Annotated in this window: 21 protein-coding genes and 1 tRNA gene; 5 read left to right on the top strand and 17 right to left on the bottom strand. The window is 42.6% G+C overall.

What is annotated here, in order from left to right; genetic code table 11:
- Window positions 1-4: 4 nt before the first annotated feature.
- The 6 genes from GX654_22075 to amrB all read right to left on the bottom strand — a co-directional run bounded on the left by GX654_22075 (window position 5) and on the right by amrB (window position 4,954).
- Complete coding sequence (locus GX654_22075) at window positions 5-241, bottom strand: hypothetical protein (GenBank protein NLD39549.1); 237 nt, start codon at window positions 239-241, stop codon at window positions 5-7.
- Between the two features lie 534 nt (window positions 242-775).
- Window positions 776-852, bottom strand: a tRNA-Arg gene (locus tag GX654_22070).
- Between the two features lie 92 nt (window positions 853-944).
- Window positions 945-2,357: a hypothetical protein gene (locus tag GX654_22065; protein NLD39548.1), complete on the bottom strand. Its 1,413-nt coding sequence runs from the start codon at window positions 2,355-2,357 to the stop codon at window positions 945-947.
- 2 nt (window positions 2,358-2,359) lie between these two features.
- The gene (locus GX654_22060) at window positions 2,360-3,115 is read right to left on the bottom strand and encodes an NAD-dependent deacylase (protein NLD39547.1); all 756 of its coding nucleotides are present in this window, start codon (window positions 3,113-3,115) and stop codon (window positions 2,360-2,362) included.
- Between the two features lie 116 nt (window positions 3,116-3,231).
- Window positions 3,232-3,978 (bottom strand): sensor histidine kinase, encoded by a 747-nt coding sequence (locus GX654_22055; GenBank protein ID NLD39546.1) that lies wholly within the window; start codon window positions 3,976-3,978, stop codon window positions 3,232-3,234.
- A gap of 124 nt (window positions 3,979-4,102) precedes the next feature.
- Window positions 4,103-4,954: an AmmeMemoRadiSam system protein B gene (gene amrB, locus GX654_22050; protein ID NLD39545.1), complete on the bottom strand. Its 852-nt coding sequence runs from the start codon at window positions 4,952-4,954 to the stop codon at window positions 4,103-4,105.
- A gap of 133 nt (window positions 4,955-5,087) precedes the next feature.
- Between amrB and GX654_22045 the strand changes: the two genes are divergently transcribed.
- Window positions 5,088-5,723, top strand: coding sequence for a site-2 protease family protein (locus GX654_22045; GenBank protein NLD39544.1), 636 nt, complete (start codon window positions 5,088-5,090; stop codon window positions 5,721-5,723).
- 4 nt (window positions 5,724-5,727) lie between these two features.
- Here the strand turns inward: GX654_22045 and GX654_22040 are convergent, their stop codons facing one another.
- The 5 genes from GX654_22040 to GX654_22020 all read right to left on the bottom strand — a co-directional run bounded on the left by GX654_22040 (window position 5,728) and on the right by GX654_22020 (window position 10,415).
- A complete protein-coding gene (locus GX654_22040; protein ID NLD39543.1) occupies window positions 5,728-7,074 on the bottom strand; it encodes an HDOD domain-containing protein in 1,347 nt (448 codons plus the stop codon).
- A 168-nt stretch (window positions 7,075-7,242) separates the two neighbouring features.
- Window positions 7,243-7,701 (bottom strand): hypothetical protein, encoded by a 459-nt coding sequence (locus GX654_22035; GenBank protein NLD39542.1) that lies wholly within the window; start codon window positions 7,699-7,701, stop codon window positions 7,243-7,245.
- Entirely contained in the window at window positions 7,685-8,596 is a 912-nt protein-coding gene (locus GX654_22030; GenBank protein ID NLD39541.1) for an RsmB/NOP family class I SAM-dependent RNA methyltransferase, read from the bottom strand. Before GX654_22030 ends, GX654_22035 begins: the two co-directional genes overlap by 17 nt.
- Window positions 8,597-8,661: 65 nt before the next feature.
- Window positions 8,662-9,618, bottom strand: a complete 957-nt coding sequence (meaB, locus tag GX654_22025; GenBank protein NLD39540.1) for a methylmalonyl Co-A mutase-associated GTPase MeaB — start codon at window positions 9,616-9,618, stop codon at window positions 8,662-8,664.
- A gap of 8 nt (window positions 9,619-9,626) precedes the next feature.
- On the bottom strand, window positions 9,627-10,415 hold the full coding sequence (locus GX654_22020) for an enoyl-CoA hydratase/isomerase family protein (protein NLD39539.1): 789 nt from the start codon (window positions 10,413-10,415) through the stop codon (window positions 9,627-9,629).
- A 287-nt stretch (window positions 10,416-10,702) separates the two neighbouring features.
- Between GX654_22020 and GX654_22015 the strand changes: the two genes are divergently transcribed.
- Both GX654_22015 and GX654_22010 read left to right on the top strand, forming a co-directional pair.
- Window positions 10,703-12,013 (top strand): aminotransferase class I/II-fold pyridoxal phosphate-dependent enzyme, encoded by a 1,311-nt coding sequence (locus tag GX654_22015; GenBank protein ID NLD39538.1) that lies wholly within the window; start codon window positions 10,703-10,705, stop codon window positions 12,011-12,013.
- Window positions 12,014-12,051: 38 nt separating this feature from the next.
- Window positions 12,052-13,878: a GAF domain-containing protein gene (locus tag GX654_22010; GenBank protein NLD39537.1), complete on the top strand. Its 1,827-nt coding sequence runs from the start codon at window positions 12,052-12,054 to the stop codon at window positions 13,876-13,878.
- An 8-nt stretch (window positions 13,879-13,886) separates the two neighbouring features.
- Here GX654_22010 and rhaD read toward each other — a convergent pair whose 3' ends face one another.
- From rhaD to rsmG, 5 genes are all read right to left on the bottom strand, one after another.
- Complete coding sequence (rhaD, locus tag GX654_22005; GenBank protein NLD39536.1) at window positions 13,887-14,723, bottom strand: rhamnulose-1-phosphate aldolase; 837 nt, start codon at window positions 14,721-14,723, stop codon at window positions 13,887-13,889.
- A 147-nt stretch (window positions 14,724-14,870) separates the two neighbouring features.
- On the bottom strand, window positions 14,871-17,219 hold the full coding sequence (locus tag GX654_22000; protein ID NLD39535.1) for a PBP1A family penicillin-binding protein: 2,349 nt from the start codon (window positions 17,217-17,219) through the stop codon (window positions 14,871-14,873).
- A gap of 47 nt (window positions 17,220-17,266) precedes the next feature.
- Window positions 17,267-17,473 (bottom strand): hypothetical protein, encoded by a 207-nt coding sequence (locus GX654_21995; GenBank protein ID NLD39534.1) that lies wholly within the window; start codon window positions 17,471-17,473, stop codon window positions 17,267-17,269.
- Window positions 17,473-17,670, bottom strand: coding sequence for a hypothetical protein (locus GX654_21990; GenBank protein ID NLD39533.1), 198 nt, complete (start codon window positions 17,668-17,670; stop codon window positions 17,473-17,475). Before GX654_21990 ends, GX654_21995 begins: the two co-directional genes overlap by 1 nt.
- A gap of 198 nt (window positions 17,671-17,868) precedes the next feature.
- Complete coding sequence (gene rsmG / locus GX654_21985; protein ID NLD39532.1) at window positions 17,869-18,453, bottom strand: 16S rRNA (guanine(527)-N(7))-methyltransferase RsmG; 585 nt, start codon at window positions 18,451-18,453, stop codon at window positions 17,869-17,871.
- 391 nt (window positions 18,454-18,844) lie between these two features.
- Here rsmG and GX654_21980 point away from each other — a divergent pair, with 391 nt between their 5' ends.
- Together GX654_21980 and GX654_21975 are read left to right on the top strand one after the other, a co-directional pair.
- Window positions 18,845-19,267, top strand: coding sequence for a DUF1178 family protein (locus tag GX654_21980; protein ID NLD39531.1), 423 nt, complete (start codon window positions 18,845-18,847; stop codon window positions 19,265-19,267).
- Between the two features lie 115 nt (window positions 19,268-19,382).
- On the top strand, window positions 19,383-19,739 hold the full coding sequence (locus GX654_21975) for a hypothetical protein (protein ID NLD39530.1): 357 nt from the start codon (window positions 19,383-19,385) through the stop codon (window positions 19,737-19,739).
- Window positions 19,740-19,751: 12 nt separating this feature from the next.
- On the opposite strand, the gene GX654_21970 is transcribed toward GX654_21975, so the two are convergent.
- Window positions 19,752-21,263, bottom strand: coding sequence for a PAS domain S-box protein (locus GX654_21970; protein NLD39529.1), 1,512 nt, complete (start codon window positions 21,261-21,263; stop codon window positions 19,752-19,754).
- Between the last annotated feature and the right edge of the window lie 19 nt (window positions 21,264-21,282).

Here is a 21,282-nt window from a genome sequence, read left to right as displayed (position 1 = left end):
AATACTAGTCTTTCTTTTTAGCGGCAGCTTTTTTCCTTTTGGCCGGGGCTTTTTTCTTGCCAGTTGCTTTAGTTGCTTTCTTTTTAGTTTTAGCTTTGGTTTTTTCTTCTGCCTTAGCCTTTTTTAGTGCCGCTTCAAACTTTTTAATGTTGGCTTTTGTGGCTACGATGTCTTTGCTAAGCTTTGCTAACTTTTTCTTTGCCTGACCTAACCTGTAGCTAATTTGATTAGTTGTTGCCATACTGTCTCCTTTCATTTGACATAATTGTTAATGTTTATGTATTAGGTAATATAATAGAATAATATTTAAAAGTCAAGATAATATATTACTTAGATGCCAAATTATATATAAACTAAGTCTAATTATTTTTTTTCTATATTTATTCCCTCGTTATCCCTTAACATGGTTTTCCCTGTATAATGGAAATAAATATCGGTTTTAGCCCGATAATACTTTAAAACTTATTTCTTTTATGCAATCCCTTTTTATTTGGAGCTGAAAACACTAGACTTACAGGAATGGGCCAAGTTTGCCATTTAGATACCGCCTTTAGTTAATAAATGATAAAATTTTTGGTGTACAGCTATTTTAGAAATACTATATATAAATTATTTTAAATATAACATAAAGGGGTATACGTATATTGTCTTGTTTTCTTTGTGTAAAAACTGCATAAAATAATAATTTCTCATTATACTGAGATAAGAGTTAATCCTAAAATAGGTGCTATTTCTTCTTATTAGTAATCATATGAGGAGTTGAAATAAAATGAAGTGGCGCGCCCGGGAAGATTCGAACCCCCGACCTATGGATTAGAAGTCCATTGCTCTATCCAGCTGAGCTACGGGCGCATTAAAAACGGGCTCTTCATAACATATAATTTTCAGATTTTACAATACTTTTTTTACCTGACCGGAAAGGCTTTTAAATCAGCATGTTAAACTTATACAGGAATAAAACTCTCAGTAACAGACATGGCCTTGTGGCCATTTTCACCCCTGTTGATGTATTGCTTTTCCCTGGATTCTTTTCCAGAATTTACCATGAGAACCTGGTTAATCAGGAAATTTGTATTCCTTTCAAGCTGCCCCATTGTTTCTGCAAGGGCCTTAAGCTGCAACAGTGCCTTTCTTGATTTTTCCTGGCCCGGGATATTGATCTCAGGGTTTTCCAGGATTGATACAAGCTGATCAATGGCAGGGTCTTTCATGCCCTCTATCTCTTTATAAATGAGGCTCACCCATCTTTCTTTAAGCACTTCAGGCATATTCCTTAAGGAATTTGTAAACTCAGGGCAGCATCCGAATCCAAGGGCATTTCTTATCTCATCTATCATCTCCTTTACCCTGCCCCTTATCTCATAATCAGCCCCTGCCAGATCAAGCAGTTCATCCCACTTTTCTTCCACCTGCATCCTGAGCCATTTTTCACCCTGCAAAGGGGGGAGTGAGAGTTCCATAAGCCTGCCATGTGCGAGATGAAGCTCTCTTGCTGCATCCTTATTTTTTATGGAAAATTCTGAAAGGAGCCTGTCGAGCTTTACAATGGCCTTTTCCCTGGGATTCTCCATGCCACTGGCCTCAAGGATCAAAAGCTCCCACTGTTCCCTTAAATATGCAATCTCCTTCTTTGCAAGGGTGAAGATCATACCCGACTTAGTTATTGCATTTCTCAGGGAGTCGGCAATAATATTGCACGCATTCAGCCTGTCCCTTGAAATATCCTGCATCGCCTTCATGGAGTCCTGCCTGAGCTGATAACTTAAAAGCTCTGTGCCAAGTGACCGCGAAAGCCTTTTTATAACCCTTGTTTCATGACTGTTCATCCTGATGGTGTATGGCCTGAAATATATCTTTACAACAGCAACCACAACATAATCCGAGTCAGACCAGATCACATGCCCTGAATAATTTTTCGGATAGATAACAGAGGAATACATGTCAAGATTGAGATCTGCCTTTCTTACGAGCACAGGCTCCATATGCTGAAACCCTTCAGACCCTGGCGCGAGCTGAAGCCTTACACTCCTTGAGTCATTTTCAGGGTCTTCCGATGTCCAGCTCTTCTGGCGCTCCACGCACCAGCCCATTGCCTCAAGGGGTCTATCAGGTTCATCACGGTATAAAGACCAGGGTTTTCCGGGCGGGTCATAATCTGATGCCCCAACAAGCCCCCACTCGATCCTTTCACGGTAGTCATCAATAATGCCTGAGGTAATCCCTTCCACCCTTAATTCAGGCAGATCTCCTACCCGGTATATGGTGCCTTTGCAGGCGTTTGGGAGACAGAGGAATATGGTCTCTATCATCTCCTTGCATGCCTTTTTAAGGACAGCTTCTTCTATCTCAATAGACAAAATTATCCACCTGCTTTGACAATTTCATCAACAAGCCCTGATACAATATCACAAGCGCTACCCATGAGGAAGATGTCTGTCAACTGTTCTGTCAGCCATGTATTTTCTTTATTGATCTCGATAATCGTAGCATTGTTTTTTGATGCAACTACAGGGATGGTATTGGCAGGGGAGACCTGTGCCGAGGTGCCTATGATCAAGAGCACCCGCGCCTTTCTGGCAATATCAAACGAGAGATCGAGCACCTCTTCAGGTATGCCTTCGCCAAAGAATACGATATCGGGCTTCAGGATTTTGCCGCACTCACATGCCGGCAGATATTCATGCCTCTTTTCCTCCATGCTATACCTCCTGTTACAGGAAAGGCATGAGAGGGTGCTGCAGTTACCGTGGTATTCAATCACATTTGATGCGCCGCCAGCCTGATGCAGGTTATCGATATTCTGGGTGATTATATGCTGAAGATAACCCTTGTCCTCAAGGATGCCAAGAGCTGTGTGGGCAGGGTTGGGCCTTGCCTTTAACACCAGGGCATCCATCTCCCTGAGCATGTTCCAGACCTCGGCAGGGTCAGATAAAAATGCTTCTATGGTTGCGTACCTAGCAGGGTCATATTTTGACCAGAGCCCGTTTTTACCCCTGAAATCAGGTATCCCGGACTCAACAGATATGCCTGCCCCGGTAAGGGCAATAACAGGTGAAGAGACAGCTATAACTTCTGCCGCCTTTTTGATATTTTGAGTGAGTATTTCAGACATCTCAGCTGTCATTATTTAATCCCTTTGTTAAGCATCCTGTATCCATGTTCTAATCCTTTTCTGCCTGAAAAAAATAAATGAGACTAAACAAATCATCGCCCCTTATCAGGCCAGTATTATCTCCCTAATGGCAGGCTGACAGAAAATTTAGCGCCCCTGTTCATTTCACTTTCAAGGGTCATTCTTCCGCCCATATCCTCAACAAGGACAAGCGCACCGGCAAGCCCCAGGCCATGCCCCCTTACGCAGTGTTCCCTTTCATCGCCCAATTGAAAATATCTCTCAAATACCTTTTTGTGGAATTCTTTTTCTATCCCTTTGCCATCATCAGCGATAGAGATAAAAAGGTTATTATCATCAAGGGATATTTCAACAACAACCTCTTTTTTTCTGTATTTGAATGCATTGCTCAGCAGGTTTCTTATGATCTGTCTTACCTTTCTTACATCTAAAAATATCTCTTTTTCCCACAGGGATGCATCCATCTCAAGCCTGACACCCTGTGAGGCAAGTATCTCTATAAAAGCCTTATAACCCCCTGCCCTGCTTATCCTTTCAGCAATCTCAGGGTCAATCAGATCAAATATCTCGACAAATGGAAATACAATGTATTCAAAACACCGGTATGTGCCTTTATTTAAAATGCCTTCATTTGATCTCCCGACCTCAAGGATATCATTTACAAGGGACATGGCTATCCTTGAATTTCTTATTACCCTGGTCAGCGCCTTTATCTGCCTTTCCGTAAGTGGGTTTTCCCTCTCCGCATTACGGATAAGCATGTCTGCACTGGCCTCAATAACCGCAATAGGGTTTTTCAGGTCATGGACCAAAAGCTCTGTCTTTATTCTATTTTTATTCATAACCTCTTTAATCCGTCTAATATTACAGGCATAAACATGCCTCAATTTTTTTATTAATGATTCTACTAATGCTGAAACATAATAAAAATAGATGCTGATGTCTATTTATTATATTTTACATATGTTACCTGAAGACAACCCCGGCATAACCTACAAAACTGCTGCCGGGCATAACATCATAGCTTGTTGTATAGATGACCTCTCTGCTCTCAACTGCACCGAGTTTTTTAACCGAGGCAATTGCCGCTGAAACAGCCCCTCCGCAGCAGGCATTCATATCCCTGAGCGATTCCTCTATCACAGCCTGAGGTTCCATCTTAAGCATAAGATCCACCATCTTCCTGTCATTATGGTTTTTCACCCAGTCAAGGGCCCTCTGGCCTGTGCCCATAGCCGTGTTATCGTAATTCGGACCATAATGGGTAAGGTCTGTGGAGCCCAGCACCTTTATCTTGTGGCCCAGTTCAAGAGCTATTTCGGCTATCCGCTCTCCTATCCTTATTGACTGCGGTGCAGGGGGCACGCCTACCGGGAGTATTCTTGCACCCGGGAAAAGATACCTGATGAAAGGTAACTGTACCTCAACAGTGTTGTCAGTGGCATATATGGACCATGTCTCCACACTGAATCTGAACTCGGTAATTATTTTATCTGCAATATCAGAGGCTATATCAAGTTCGCCCAGAGGTGTATCCCATGAACCCTCATTCATAATATAGTTACCGCTCCCCGGATGAAGATGTCTCCCGAATATGATAATGGTATCAGGAGAATCAGTAGTACCTTTCAGATGCTTTATAACATCATAGGCGACCTGCCCGGAAAATACCCAGCCTGCATGAGGCACAATACCCCCGGTCCATTCAATACCGCGGGATGATATAGATGCCTTTTCAAATTTTTCAAATACCTTCAGGCATTCGGACTCTGTTGCAGGATACCAGCTACCTGCAAGATCAGCAGCTCTTACACCCATTTTTAAACTCCTTGTTGTTATAACAGAGTTGTTATTTTATATTTTTTTGTCACTTGCGGCAAACAATCTTTTTATTATATAAAGTTACCTCAAGTTTGAAGAGATTAATGAAAACAAATGGTATAAGCTGCATATGATAGATGCAATAATAAGAATAGCTGTACTGCTTTTTGCCGTGACCATACATGGATATTCACATGGAAAGGCCTCACTTTCACTTGGTGATCCGACTGCAAAAAATGCAGGAAGACTTACACTCAACCCGATACGACACATAGACCCTGTTGGCGCTGTATGTATGTACCTCTTCGGTGTGGGCTGGGCAAAACCGGTTCCCGTAAACATTTCCTACTTTACCAACAGGCGTAAAGATACGATCCTTATGGCCATTAGCGGCCCAGTATCCAACCTGGCCGCTGCCTTTGTTTCAGGTCTCTTAATAAGGGTTTACGACATACCTATAGATATTTATCGCCTTATACTTGTGAACATGGTGCTTCTGAATATAGGCCTGGGCCTTTTTAATCTAATCCCTATACCACCACTTGGAGGTTCACATGTCCTTGAAAATATCCTTCCAGACAGGGTAGCATCAGGGTATCAAAAGATAAGGCGTTATGCGCCGATGGTTTTTCTGGGTATACTTATAGCTGATCATTTTCTGAAATTTAATATATTCGGAAGAATACTTTACTACCCGATAATAGTCACTGCTGAGCTTTTTGCCGGGCCAAAATTTTTTAACCTTCTTAGAATGTACAGGTTCTAATATTTTACACTGAAAGATTGGTAATTATCTCAGAAAGATCCTCAATGGTCTTTGAAAGCTGATCCGGCTCGATACCTACCCTTTCAAGGCAGTTGTGAAATGAATCTGTGCTGATTCTTTCCAGCTCCTGGCCCACAATAAAGCGGGACATCAGAAGGTCTGCAAGATAAACCAGATAACTGAGATCAGGGTCATGCTCTGATTTTTCAGGGTGGTGGTGGTATTTTATCACATCGACAAGGCGTTCAGGCAGACCCCATAGCTCTGCAAGTTTACCGCCAGCAGTTGTATGATCCATACCGAAAAGCTCATTTTCAACACTCACAAGTGCCTCATCCCTTTCCTGGGTCCTCCGGTAAAACAGAGGATAGGCCCTGTCCATAAATTGATCAAGGGCTATCTTGCCTATATCATGGAGGAGCGCTGCGGTATAGGCGATATCAGTGGATATCTTCCTGTTAAGAGAGGCGAGCTTTTCACTGATAAGGGCAGTACCCACCGCATGTTTGAAAAGACCGCCCTTGCACAGTGAATACCCCCCGGTACTGCTGCTGAAAAAACCCTCCATTGATGCAGAGATAATAAGCTGTAAAAGACGTTTTTCACCCAGCACAACAAGTGCCCGCTCTATGCTGTCCACATTGGTGTTCTGCCGGAAGTATGCAGAATTGCAGAGCCTGATTATTTTGGCGCTTATCACCTGATCTTTTCTGATCTCCGTGCCCATATCACCCATGCTGTAGCTGTCATCCTGAACCATCCTCATTAATTTAAGGGCAATCTGGGGTATGGGTTTTATCTTTGCTATTGCCGATTCCAGCTGGGCCATGGTCGGGAAATCTATTGACTCTCTCTTTTCATCTTCGGGTACACTGATGGGTTTAATGGTACTCTCCCAGTTTGAAAGATTGAGGCTAAGGCAGCAACAGAAATGGCCGCCTGTTTCACTCTTAACAACAGGTATCCTCTCTGACTTCAATATTCTTTCAACTATCTCGGCTGTCCTTCCGCCTATATCAAGGCTCAGGTCTAGTTCGGAAACAGGGCCTACCAATGCTCCACCAGCGATTGTTGCCTTGAAACTGCCCCTTTCGCCGATTTTGTCACGAAGGGCACTTATAAAAACAGGCAACCCGGTCCTGGCGTAGTTCTCAACCCTGCCTATACCACTCATTCCGCTCGGTTCAGGCAATAAAATGTGCATAAGGCCGCCTATATCCCTCTTCTCATCAACCAGAGTGACGCCTACGCATGTGCCGAGGTATGCATCCAGCACCTCTTTCTTTTTATTGCTTATTAAAAAATTCCCGGATGGAACCGGGGTCCTTTTCAGAAGAAAAGCATTATTCATAATATTATTCCCTGTAACGAGTTAATTATTGTTATCACCAGACCAATCGGTCAATATTGTAAAAATCATAATATAATTCAGCAAAGTTACAGTGAGTGATATTGCATTATTTTACTTAAAAAGGTCAAGGAAATAGGTTTTTAATTGGATATAATTTTTCAGCTCAAATTAATTTGCATCTGGTATCGACAGATATCTTACATCTTCTAATGCAAGCTGTGACCTCACCATCCCCTTTATAAGTAGTCCAAGGCCAAGCACCTCTCCTTTAAAGCATAGAATCACATAACCATTTTCAAGTTCCTGATTAAAAAGGAGATATTCGCCATCCAGAAGCTGCCTGAGCTGTTTTTCGTCTATTTCGAACAGTGCCTTTGTGGCATGTACCCCGAAATATTGTATAAATCTGGTCGTGGGTTTCATAAAGCTCCCCACCTCCTGAAAGGCCTTGATACCAAGTCTTTTAATCTTCAGCTGGGAGACCTCTGATATATAAGGGCTTTTTCTTAAAAACCAGAATGTCCGTTTCTTGCTGAAGATGAGATAATCATCAAAGAGCTCTTTATTGATGCCAAACCTGTTATAGAGATATGAAAGCAGTGTTACCCTCTCATCTTCTTTTGCCAATCCTGGCCATGAAGAATCCCACCGAGTTGAGATAGTGGGGGTAGAACCTTGCTGCGCGGTATAGTTGTCTGTCATAGGAAACACCATTAAATTCTGTGAGCCCATTCATATGGGGAAATGAGATATCTATTGGAAGTAATTCCGCATCCCTGTTATCAAGAAGAAACTGGACCGCCCCTTCATTCTCAAGCGGGTTATATGTGCATGTAGAATAAAGCATTGTCCCGCCATCTTTCAGGAGATCAAACCCCCTTAAGATCATCTTTTTCTGTAGATCCAAAAGCTTATTTCCAGGGTGTGGTTTTGATGGATAGCTGTTTGATGAATCCTCCCGCTTTCTGATCCTCCCCTCGCCCGAACAGGGCACATCAGCCATAATAAAGTCAAACCGCTGCTTAAGAGGAAACTCCTGTGCCTGATACTCTGTGTAAATAACATTAAGTACCCCCAGCCTTGTAAGGGTATGGCCTAATGGGATATGCCTTGTGGGGTAAAGCTCATTTGCTATTATCAGACCGCTGTTTTCCATGATATCAGCCATATGGGCGGTTTTACCGCCAGGCGCCGAACACATGTCAAGCACAAGGCTATCCTTTACCGGTGCAAGCACCATTGCGGCAAGGCAGGAGGTAAGCGCCTGGGGATGTATATAACCAGAAAAATATTCCGGCAGGTTACCCGATGATTCAAGGTTAGATGCCTCAAAGAACCTGTTCCCCTCATCGCCCATGGGTTTAAGTAATACACCGCGTTCGGCAAGGATATTAACAACCCTTTCCGGTTCTGCCTTTATGCGGTTTACCCTTAAATGAACCGGTGCTGGTCTGTTAAGACTATCGATAAAATTATCAAAATCAGGGATAATCTCCCTGTATGGGTTGAAAAAATCATACATCTAATTTTTTGATATCCCTGTTTTCTCTTTTTATTTTTGACTATCCTGACCACCCTGTAAACAGGTCATAAAAAATGGCTGCTTAAAATTTCATCTGATGCGGTATATGGGTCTTTTTCACCGCTCCTTATGGATTCAACAGCCACGTTAAAGGCATCATCCTTTTCAAGCCTGCCTATCACCTCTTCCATGATCCTGCCCTTTATCATTTCAAGGAGCTCTTCCCTTGCACCTGATTCTGTCCTCCTGGGGTTAATATTTCCCCTCTTTTGAATGATAAAACTCCTGTGTCTTTCTATCTCTGTGATAACCTCTTCTATGCCTTTTCCTTCGGGTGCAACTGTTTTAATTACTGGCGGATGCCACTTCATATCATCGCCATTATTCATACCCATGTCCAGCATGACCATAAGGTCTGTCATTGCCTTTTCAACACCAGCTCTATCAGCCTTATTGATCACAAAGATATCACCTGCCTCAAGTATACCGGCCTTGATGGCCTGGATATCATCGCCCATGCCTGGTGTAAGCACGATCACAGTGGTATGGGCCTTTTTAACTATATCCACCTCATCCTGGCCAACCCCAACGGTCTCGACAATGATATAGTCCTTGCCCATGGCATCCATAACATCGATCGCACCGCGAGTGGATAATGTGAGCCCCCCGAAATGTCCCCTTGTGGCCAGCGACCTGATAAAGACCTCTTTGTCATTGCTGTGTCGCTGCATCCTGATCCTGTCGCCCAGGATTGCCCCACCGCTGAATGGGCTTGTGGGATCGATTGCTATAACTCCTACCGTTTTTTTTCTTTTCCTTAGATTTTCTATCAGTCTGTCAACAAGGGTGCTTTTCCCGACGCCCGGGGCACCTGTAATACCAATAACATAGGCATTCCCGGTATGTGGATAAAGCTCCCTGAGGATATCCCTGACCCCGGTAAGCCCATTATCAATATTGCTGATAAGCCTGGCTGCGGCCCTGATATCGCCTGAGATAACCTTCTGTGCAGTTTCAGACATAAAGAATATTAAAACAGACTGCCCTTGAATTCCGGTGTCCTCTTTTCAAGAAAAGCAGACATACCCTCTTTCTGGTCAGGGCTTGTGAATATAAGACCAAATGCATCTGATTCCATCCTGCAACCATTGATCAGATCCATGTCAGCGCCCCTGTCAATGCAGTCTTTGATACCCTTAAGCGCTGTCCTTCCCTTTGATGCAATAAGGTTTGCAGTCTTCATGGTCTCCGCCCACAGGGTTTCAGCAGGGAAGACCCTGTTCACAAGACCGATACTTTTTGCCTCATCCGCTTTGATTATCGCGCCTGTCATGCAGAGCTCCTTTGCCATGCTGTTACCCACACGCCTCGCAAGCCTCTGTGTGCCGCCAAAACCGGGTATTACACCAAGATTTATCTCAGGCTGGCCGAACTTTGCCTTTTCAGAGGCGTATATAAAGTCACATGACATTGCTATCTCACAGCCTCCGCCAAGGGCAAAGCCGTTTACACAGGCGATTACAGGCATGGGAAACTGCTCTATGCGAAAAAGCAGCTCCTGCCCTACCCTGCCAAACTCCCTTGCCTGAAGAGGGGTCAGGTTTACCATATGCTTAATATCTGCACCTGCCACAAATGCCTTGTCTCCCTCTCCGGTAAATACAAGCACCTTGACCTCGGGATTTTCAATTATTTCATCCAGCGCAGCGTTTACATCTTTTAACACATCAGGATTAATGGCATTAAGGGCCTGGGGCCTGTTAAACTTGATTATTGCGATACTGCCTTCAACGCTGAAAAGGATATTGTTGTAGTTCATTTTTAGCTCCTTGTGTGGTTAGTGTAAAAAAAAAGAATGGTATGAAATTTTACCAAATCTATTCTTGAACCTTCTGTGTTTACAATATAAAATATGCCCCTGATTCAACCTGCACAAGCAGGGTTAAGGTTACGGGTGAATATATAAAGATGTACATTTCCAAGTCAAGTTATTTTAACCCCAATAACCAAATGAATTTTCTTGACATTTTTATGATACACCGGCTAGTTAGGCGTTAAAGGTCTTCTTACAGCACCTGTGGTTATACTAATTTTTTGGAGTTAAATATGAATCCGCTTGCGATTGAACTGAATGTAATTATTCAAAAAGCTAATCCGCATATATTTGATATGCTTTCTGATGTTGGTAAATCTCTCTATTTCCCGAAAGGGATACTCACACAAAGTGCTGAGGCAAAGGCAAAGGCACATAAATTTAATGCAACTATTGGCATGGCAACTGAAAAGGGTAAAACCATGTACCTATCTTCAGTAATGTCTTTTATGGGCAACATCAGCCCGGAAGAATCCCTCACCTATGCCCCCTCTTACGGGACAGCAGGCTTAAGAAAAGCATGGAAGGATTATATACTTGATAAAAACCCGCCTCTAAAGGATAAAAAGATCAGCCTTCCTGTTGTCACAAATGCAATCACCCATGGTCTTTCTGTAGTGGCAGACATGTGGGTTGATAAGGATGATATAATTATCATCCCTGATAAAAACTGGGGCAATTACAGCATGATCTTTGAGACAAGAAGCGGCGGAAAAATAGTAAAATACCCCCTCTTTAGCAAAGAGGGCGGGTTTAATACTGAGGGGCTTAAACAATGCATTGAGGAGCAGGCAAAAACAGCAAAAAAGCTCATGGTACTGCTTAACTTCCCCAATAATCCGACCGGCTACAGCATCACAAACGAAGAGGGGGAAAAGATAGCGAACATACTGACTGAAGCAGCAGAAAAGGGCACAAATGTAGTTGCTGTTACTGATGATGCCTATTTCGGGCTCTTTTTCGAAGAGAATGTCATGAAGGAATCGATCTTCAGCCACCTGATCGGAAGACACCCGAGGCTTTTCACCATCAAGCTTGACGGGGCAACAAAGGAGATATTTGTATGGGGCCTGAGGGTGGGTTTTATTACTTATGGTGCTGCCATAGATGGAGATACTGCCCTCTTTTATGACGCCCTTGAAAGAAAGACCGCAGGGGATGTGAGGGGTAATATATCAAATGTCTCGCACCTGAGTCAGACAATAGTTGCAAAATCCCTTGCCTCGGAAACCTTTGGCAAAGAAAGCGAAGTAAAATTCGGGATCATGAAAGAAAGGGCAAATGAAGTTAAAAAAGTGCTTTCTGATAAAAAATATGATAAAGTCTGGGCGGTTTATCCATTTAACTCCGGGTATTTCATGTGTCTGAAACTCAAGACGGTTGATGCTGAGGCGCTCAGGGTTCATATACTGGATAAATACGGTGTTGGCACAATATCCATTGGAAAGACCGATCTACGCATAGCATTTTCATGTTTGGAAAAGGAAGATATCAAAGAGCTTTTTGATATTATCTATAAAGGCATTATTGACCTGGAAAAATAAAATGCCTTTATTATAAAGCACTCACCGGGGCGCATAATATGTTTGGCATCTCAGAAAGCCACATAGAGCTGATTAAAAAACAGACCTGGGCAAAGGCTGTCCCGGAGGGTGATCTTTTCTGGAGCAACCTGACCGAATGGATCGCTAAAAACCTCCTTCCCGATTTCATTACAAAAATCACCCATCTTGTAGACTCTATTATCATGATTGATCCGGGTCAGTCAGAAAGGGAGATACTCGAACTTATTGCAAAAAGGCTGGTGGAATCTTTAAATGCAGTCATGGCATCTGTGAGGATATATGACCCATTCACTTCCCAGATGCTTTCATACGGCTCATACCCCTCTGAAGAAGAGACAAGGCCCAGCCAGATAGCGATAGAAGGCAGCGTGGCCGGCATTGCAATTACCACCAGAAAGCCTGTTATTGTACCTGATATACTCAGAGAAAAACTTTACACAGATAAGACCATTGTTGATAGAAAAGGGGTAAATTCGCTAATGGCAATCCCCTTTGAGATACCAAGGTTCTTTCCGCACGAAAGAAATACCACAGGGGTGATCCAGATATACTATGCTCAGAAAGAGCGCATCTTTGCACCACTTGAGGCTCAGGTGGCAACACTCATGTCCCAGAGGCTGGGGTTTGTCATTGCAAGAAAAAAAATCCTTACCATGCAGAGGATGAATGAAAAAAAAGAGACCATCCTTAAGCAGATATTTTCAAGGATGGGAAAACTGGAAGGGGTCAAGATGAAGGATATCTTTAACCGGCTGATCCCTGAGCTGGCTGATATCATCAACCTTCAGAGCTGCGCCCTCTTTTCAGTAACAGATGACATGCAGAATGTAGTCCTTGAGGCAGGGTATCCTGATTCACTATCATTACACGGCATAGGCAAGAGCTTCCCGGTAACTAGCGAGCCCTCCTTTGAGGTGATCTTAGGTCTCAAATATCCTGAAAAGGATACCCCGTATGAAATAATTACATCATCCTATGTGCTTGTTACAGACCCACAGAAGAGCAGCCTGGTATCTCTAAATACAAAGAGCCTTTCATTAATCAGAAACATCAACTCTATCCTCTATATACCTATGAGGTCAGGCGAATTTGTAACGCATTTTATCACAGTGGATGCGGTTGACCAGAGAAAGGGGTACAGCCCGGAGGAGATAGAGATATTCCTCTTCCTTGGTAGAGAGCTGATGAAGGCACAGAGAATGGAGCGCCTCGACGATATACTCCATGATTTTAAAAACCCTGCCATTGCCACTGCCGGTTTTGCAAGAAGGCTCCACAGCCTGCTTGAAAAAGAGTGCGCCCCTGAAGACGAAAGCAGGATAACAAAATATGTCCAGATACTGATGGAAGAGACAAGCCGCATGCAGGAAATGGCAATGAGTCTCTCACATGTAGGCAAAGAACAACCTGTGGATGTGACACAGGTGCTGAAACGCAGATTCGAAATAAATGAGGAAGTTATCAGAGAAAAGTTCAGGCAGAATATAACCCTTGAACAGGGGCCTTTTAATGACAACCTTGTAATCTACTGCTATCCCCTGTTTCTTGAAAGGGTGCTTGACAATCTTTTAAACAATGCAACAAAGGCAATACCAATCAAGGGCGGAAGGCTCGGCATAAAGACATATGAAGAAAATGGCTATGCCTGCATTGAGGTCAAAAACACAGGCTCCATACCTGAGGATATACGCATGCAGTTACTGGAAGGAGAGGCAAAGGGGAGGGGCTTTTATATCACTCACAGGATCATCAGCGTCTTAAAGGGCTTTATAGATATCAGGGCAGACAAAGAAAATATTACAGTGATCACCCTCAAGTTACCTCTATACTCCCCGCCCAAATAAGCTTTACACTATAATTCCAGTATTCCTTGCCTTGGCTTTAGATTGAAACGGGCAGCTGTATCAAGCACCTGCTTATCGGTTAAAAGTTTAAGTGAGTCAGCAAACCCCATGCTTTTTATGTAGATCTCAGCTGTCTTTTCAACCGTCTCTATAAGCCCCATTGCCTCATCAATTGAGTTGCCTGTAGCTATAATGCCATGCAGAGGCCATATGATAAGCCTGAAATCTTCAAGTTTTTCAGCGGTTGCAGAGCTTATCTCCTGTGTACCGGGGACCATCCAGGGCACAAGGCCAACTCCTTCAGGGAATACAACAACACACTCAGAATGCATGTTCCACAGGGCACGTGTAAATGCCTTTTCATCAAGCGCGCCATTTGCAGACATTATTATAGTATTGGTTGCATGGGTATGAAGTATCACCCTGTGGTTTAGCTCTTTTTTAAGACGTTTTATATGCCCCATAAAATGCATGTGCATCTCGCTTGTAGGAGATGCACCACTTTCAAAACCCCATAAAAGCTCAAGCCTGTTACCATCCAGTGACACCCTCACAGCGCCCATGCCTTTAGCCGGGTCAATTTTAAGCTTTCGGAAGTATGACCCTGCAGCCGTAATAAGAATCACCATGCCTGAAAGCTCTTTCATATTGAGACCCAGAGGGAATACCCTTTTTACGTGATCCGGGTCAAAATATCTCACAACATCAGAGCCAGGTATGATGCAGCTCATATTACCGGCGTTTCTTTCAGCCCACCCTCTTTCAGACATGAGCCTTGCAGCATCCAGCATCTCCTCAACAAAAACCGATTTACCAAAATCTTCATATCCCTTTGCCCTGCTCAATTTTATCTCCTTAATGATTCATTATAGGCATGCGATTATCTGCACCTTTCGAATAAGTACCAATGCAGACAGAGAATCTTTTACATCCCGTGTTAAATGCCTCATGTAAGCCACTGAAAATATGATTAAACCTGTACCCAAATCTTATTAATCGGAAAAATCAATATCAAACTCTGAGAAGTTCCCTGACCTTGGCGCTTCAGGTTTTGTTGCATACTCTGTAGGCTCTGTCCCTTTTCTAAAACTCTGAAACACAGTCTCCTTTGAGTATGGGCTTGCGAGAAGCCCTGTATCCTTGTCTATCCTGGCAAATACAACACTTTTTGGCGCTACAAAATCCTGAACAGGCCTGTCTTTTAAGGCATCTGACATAAAATAAAGCCAGATCGGGCTTGCAGCCCTTGAGCCTGTCTCTTCTTTTCCCATAGAGACATTTGAGTCATAACCCACCCATACACCTGTTATCAGTTCAGGTGTATAACCAACAAACCATGCGTCTTTCAGGTCATTGGTGGTGCCTGTCTTTCCTGCTGCAGGCCTCGATAGCTCCCTTACCCTCCTGCCTGTCCCTTCCATGACAACACCCTTTAAGATATCTGTCATCATATAAGCTATGTCATCCGGTATTGCCTGACTCATACTCGGGTTGTTTTCTTCTAAAATAATCCCTTCCCTGTTCTCTATCTTTTCAATGTAGTAGGGGTCAACAAGCATGCCATTATTGGCAAACACTGAATAGGCTCGGGTTATCTCATTAAGGGTAACACCTGAGGTCCCGAGCGCAAGCGAAAGATCATGCCCCAGTTCAGATTCAATACCCATCCTGCGGGCATAATCAATGGTTGTCTGTATCCCGATCTGCCTCAATATCTTTACTGTTATTACATTCTTTGAGAGTATAAGCCCCTTTCTGAACAGGGTGGGGCCGAGGAATTCCTCTTTGTAGTTTTTAGGGCGCCATATATCATCATCCGGATTAAGACTGGATAAGTATGCTGTATCAAGAATAACAGTCGCAGGGGTCATGCCATTATCAAGCGCTGCCGCGTATATAAAGGATTTGAACACTGACCCTGGCTGACGTCTGGCCTGATTTGCCCTGTCAAACTGGCTCGCACTGAAACTGTACCCCCCTACCATTGCCCTCACTCTGCCCGTCTGATTTTCCAGGGTATAAATCGCACCCTGAACCACAGGCTCCTGATCAAGAAGGATCGTCCAGTCAAATGGCTCCTGTGCAGGTTTTTCAAGCCGGCACAGGATGACATCGCCCTGACTGATTGAATCACTGATCCTTTTAGGCAGGGGTGAATATGCTCCACCCGGTTTATAGGCCTTTGCCCATTTCATTCCTTCAAAGGCAAGGAGACACTTGAGGTTGCCTGTTAACACAGTAGCCTCTCCTGTATCATCATTTATCTCTGAAACAATCCCTTTTACTGTCATACCTTCTACAGGCGGGCTCTTCCTGAAGATATCATCTGCCTCTTTTCTTACACGGTCATATTCATCAGGTGTGGCGGTCGCCATTGGCCCCCTGTAACCTTCTCTTTTATCCAGCTCCCTGAGACCCTTTTCAAGGGCCTTTACAGCCTTCTGCTGAAGATCAAGACTTGCTGTTGTGTAAACCTTAAGTCCGCCGCTGTAAAGAAGATCTCTTCCATACCTGTTCTCAAGATATCTTCGTACATGCTCTGTAAAATGGGGGCTTCGATCAAAGGTGTTCTCCTGTTCTTTACTTATGATAATGGGTGTCTCAAGGGCCTCCTTTCTCTCAGCCTCTGTTATGAAGCCATCATGAACCATCCTGTTAAGTGTATATTTCTGTCTGATTTTGGCCTTTTCAAAGTTGTTTATAGGAGAATAATTTGTTGGCGCCTGATAGAGCCCTCCAAGCATGGCGCATTCAGCAAGGTTCAGTTCAGCAACACCTTTATTAAAGTATGTTCTTGCAGCAGATTCAACACCATACGCACCGCTTCCAAGGTATATCTCGTTCAGGTACAGAAAAAGTATCTTTTCCTTTGAATATTTCTTTTCTATCTGAAATGAGAGGATTATCTCCCTTACCTTTCTCTTGTATTGCTTTTCCTGGCTCTTTAACAGGAGTAATCTGGCCACCTGCTGTGTGATGGTGCTTGCTCCCTGCTTTTTTCTCCCTGCTAGCTGGTTTTTTATAACTGACCTTATAATGCCAGTAATACTTATACCCTTATGTTTATAAAACTGGCCATCCTCGGCAGCCAAAAAGGCGTTGATCAGGTTTTTTGGCATCTCTTCAAGGGGGAGAACTATCCTTTTTTCTTTCCAGAACCTGCCGATCACCTCCCCTTCAGCGCTGTATACCTCGGTGATAACAGGAGGATTATATTCATCAAGGGTTCCACTATAGGGAAGGTTACTTGACCAGAAATACCATAACGATCCTCCGATTATTGATGCGAATACCGCTCCGATAGCTACGACCCAGATTATGATTTTTATATATCTATTCAAATTTAAATGCTCCTGATATGCTGTTCAGCATAGTTTAATTTGTATTTTTAATTATTGTAAACAGGTATAAGCTCCTTATTATATTCCCGCCATTCATCAGGTAAACGACCTGCGAGGTCAATCTGCTTTATATCTGGGTAATTCAGGGGGTCACTTTCTATTTGCTTGAGTATTTCTTTGATTTTATCTTTTATTTCTTTGGGGAGATGTTTTAGGTATTTTACTGCATTGTGGTGGACTATTACTTTAGCCATTATAATGATTCCAGATCAACGTATGCGTCTTTATTTCCGCTTTCTCTGTCCTTTCGTGCCTCACGTAATTCTCGAATGGATTCATCATCAAGATCCCAGCCCAGCAATTCTTCAATTTTTCTAAAGTCATCCACAGGTATGATTACCTCTTTAGGTGTGCGATGTTCATCTACGATATATTTTTTCATAATATTCATATTATACCTCTCTTAAAATGCCACTAAGCTTATTGGAAAATCGTTATAAAATCAATAAGCAAAAAACCTTTGTATCTCCAGGCTCTTACATTGACATTTAGCAAATCCCTGTTAGATTGAATAACATACTTCCCCAGCTTGAAGTCCGAATTTGTTATCTTAAAGCTATCGAATTCATTCATCGAGGAACGATCATTATCATAACCCCAATTTTTGTAAAACTACAATTGCCCTCTCTGCATCCTTGTCTGACAGGGTATAGTTGATTGTCTTATGTGTATGAAGATTGTAATGCTCCATCAATGCTCTCGCATTAGCAAATTCTTGTTCCCTGTTTTTGCCAAGAAACCCTACAAGAAAACCTCCATTTTTTAATAAAGGACTTGAAAGCCTGATGACATCAGTGAGCCCTGTCATAGCCCTGGATGTAACCATGTCACATCCCCACTCCCTGATTTCATCTGTAATATTTTCGATACGTTTGTTAATTGGCTCTATATCCTTTAGCTTGAGAGAATGTATGACATACCTTAAAAAACTAACCTTTTTACCATTTGCCTCGATCAACCTGATTTTAAGTCCAGGCATTGCTATCTTGATTATTATGGCAGGGAACCCTGCGCCGCTTCCAATATCTACAAGGTTACCCTCACTGGGTAGATGCGGGACAGGGATAAGCGAATCAATGATAAGCTCATCTATAATCCTCATGCGGTCGGATATGCCTGTAAGATTGATCTTGTTATTCCACTCGATAAGGGTGTTTAAAAATATACCCAGCAAATCAACCTGATGAGAGGTCAGCTCTATTCCGTATTCGCTTATTCTTTTTGTAATTATCTCTTTTTCTTTAGAAAAGGTGTCCAGTTTTATGCCCCTTTGCTGATCTATTATTAATAAGAAGATAACCGGGGTCTTTTCTTTTCATAAATCTTGGATACCGGATATCGGCAGCAACCTGTTTTTCACTACATACTCTATAACACAAATCTGGTGATGCATGAAATAGATCTTCATGTTTAACCATAACACCTTTTTACCTCAATAATTTCAGAAGCCTGTGGACAAACCATGAACTAATCTGATAGTGTATTTCTATAATTGTATAATTTTATAACACAGGTTAAGCTGTAAATATAAAAAGATCCATGCATATACAGAACAGGATATAAAAATGATAGCATTTGACCTTATGTGCGCAAATGGACATACCTTTGAAGGGTGGTTTGATAATCTTGAATCCTATGAAAGGCAGGGCGCAAAGCGCCTGATTAGCTGCCCCATATGTGAAAACACTAAGGTAAAACGGTTACTTTCGCCTGTTGCCATGAAATCCTCCACAAGATCCGATAAGAAAAACCCGAGTCTACCCATTGATTATCAGAAACTCGCAATGGAGATAGTGAACTATATCCAGAATGAATTTGAAGATACTGGTACTCAATTTACAAAAGAGGCATTAAAAATACATTATGGAGCAACAGAGGCACGAAATATAAGAGGTACAGCAACCAGGGAAGAGGAAAAGATATTAGAGGATGAGGGTGTTCATTTTATAAAATTCCCGGAACCGGATAAAAAAAACGATGAAAATTAATCCGGATTCCTGTTATTTCAATTAAAGGCCGATTGACTTTACTGGTGCGGATATAGTAATACACTTAAACAATGTAAAGTATCCGGTTAAATGGCCCTGTAAAGGAGCTCTGGGGATGAAAAAAATTCATAAAATAGCTGTGGTTATATTTTTAAGTCTTGTTATGATCGGGCTTTTTATGAGCATTTTTATAACAGTCGAGGAAAGCCCCCCGGATAATACAGTTGTAATCGTGACCGAAGAGGACAAAGTTTACCATTCAATATTTGGGGGCTATAAGTGCCTCATGGGTAAAACAGCAAAAACCATCTCTTTATCAGAGGCTATTCAGGAAGGATATGAGCCCCACCAGTATGACATAGACCTTGGTTACTTCAGTGGAAACAGGCGCTTTCTATTTCATCACATACTTTCCAAAGTTGGTGTGAATGTCAACAGCAGGTGGGACTCAAACGGTGACTGGCTCTGGTAGTTAAACCCTTATCTATTCTGCTGACGGGTTATCTTTTTTCCGGACAAAATTGGATATGTTTTTTCTGAACAGGTCATACTCTTCTGAAAGGGCCCGATATTTTTCTTTGCCCTCTGATACAAGCTGTTTCATTTTTAACAATTTTAGCTGTATGGCAGTAATATCTGTATTTATCAAGACGCATTCCATCTGCCCTTTTTCCGGGTTATGACAGGAGAATATCCTTACAATAGCATAAACAGGGTTATCCTGTTTTGATACATACCTCAATTCCTGATCAGGAAATGATTCACCCTTAAAGACCTTTACAAATATATTTTTAAACAGGGGTCGGTAATCCTTATCAATAATATCCAGCGGACTTCGCCCTGCCATTTCATCTATATCAAATCCGAACAGCTCAGTGCATGCCCTGTTCCAGAATGTAATCTTTCCTTTTATATCTACCTTGAAGACCGCCCTTGGAAATGCCTCATCAAGATAATCCTGTACACCGCCCTCTACCTGAATATGTTTCATCTCCTGTATGGTCTGGATTGCGCCCCTGATATCATTATTTTCGTCATAAATAGGGGCCGCGGTTATTATTGCCCTTGTCCCCCCATGAAGCCCGGGCAGAATTGTATTAAGTTCAAACCATCCCTTGTCAGATGATACAACCTCTTCTTTAAAGAGCCCTGATATTGAATCAATATCTTCAAGCAGTATATCGGCCATGCTACTCTCATGACCGCTCATATGAAAGCCTTCCCAGACCCTTTTGCCTAAGGCATCTTCACCGGATATGCCGGATATTCCACTGCATGCCCTGTTCCACTGGATAACCCTGTGCCTTTTATCCAGTACAAAGGTCGGTAAAGGGTACCTGTCAAATATATCATCCATATACCTTTTAGATTCTCTTATGGTCTGTGATTTCCCCTGTTCCCTGATCATGGCATCGCTTTTTTCCTTCTCAAACAAAAAGGCAAAAAGAAGGATGAATAGGAGGCATAACAGGTAAACGCCCATGAAATATGTAGCGGCAATGTCTGGTGGAATAATACTTGTAAAAAGGTATCCTTTGCGGAAAAGAAAGATGATTATGCCTGTCTGGACAAATATCAGGGCTGCCCATATTGTACCTGAAAGATATCCATTGAGGAATATTGCCAGGAGTATCAGCCCTGCATTCAATATCCAGGATGGGTTGATGATGCCATCAATGGAAATGGCCCCGGTCTTCCAGGATATGATGGATATGAATGCCCATAAGATAAAAATGGCATAATTGCCGCAGATAACAAGGTTTCCGCTCTTTCTTAGGAGCATAATCCCCGCTGCCATGAGGGCAGCAGTCATAATTGATGCAAAAAACAGGAGGCTGTCCCCTGTTGATATCCTGAAAAACAGGCCTGCCAGAGGGGCAATGATAATCAATGCCATCTGAAAGATATTCAGTACCTTATGTTTTTTATTGATATCAGGATCAGTGATATGAAGACCGCTGGTAATCAGGTTATTCAGGAGAGATTCAAGATTCATAAAAATCAGCTTAGCCTTA

The organism is Desulfatiglans sp. (genome assembly GCA_012513605.1).
In the GTDB taxonomy this organism is placed as follows: Bacteria; Desulfobacterota; DSM-4660; order Desulfatiglandales; family HGW-15; genus JAAZBV01.
Note: the sequence above shows the minus strand (reverse complement) of the source record. Positions and strands in the feature narration are given on the sequence as shown.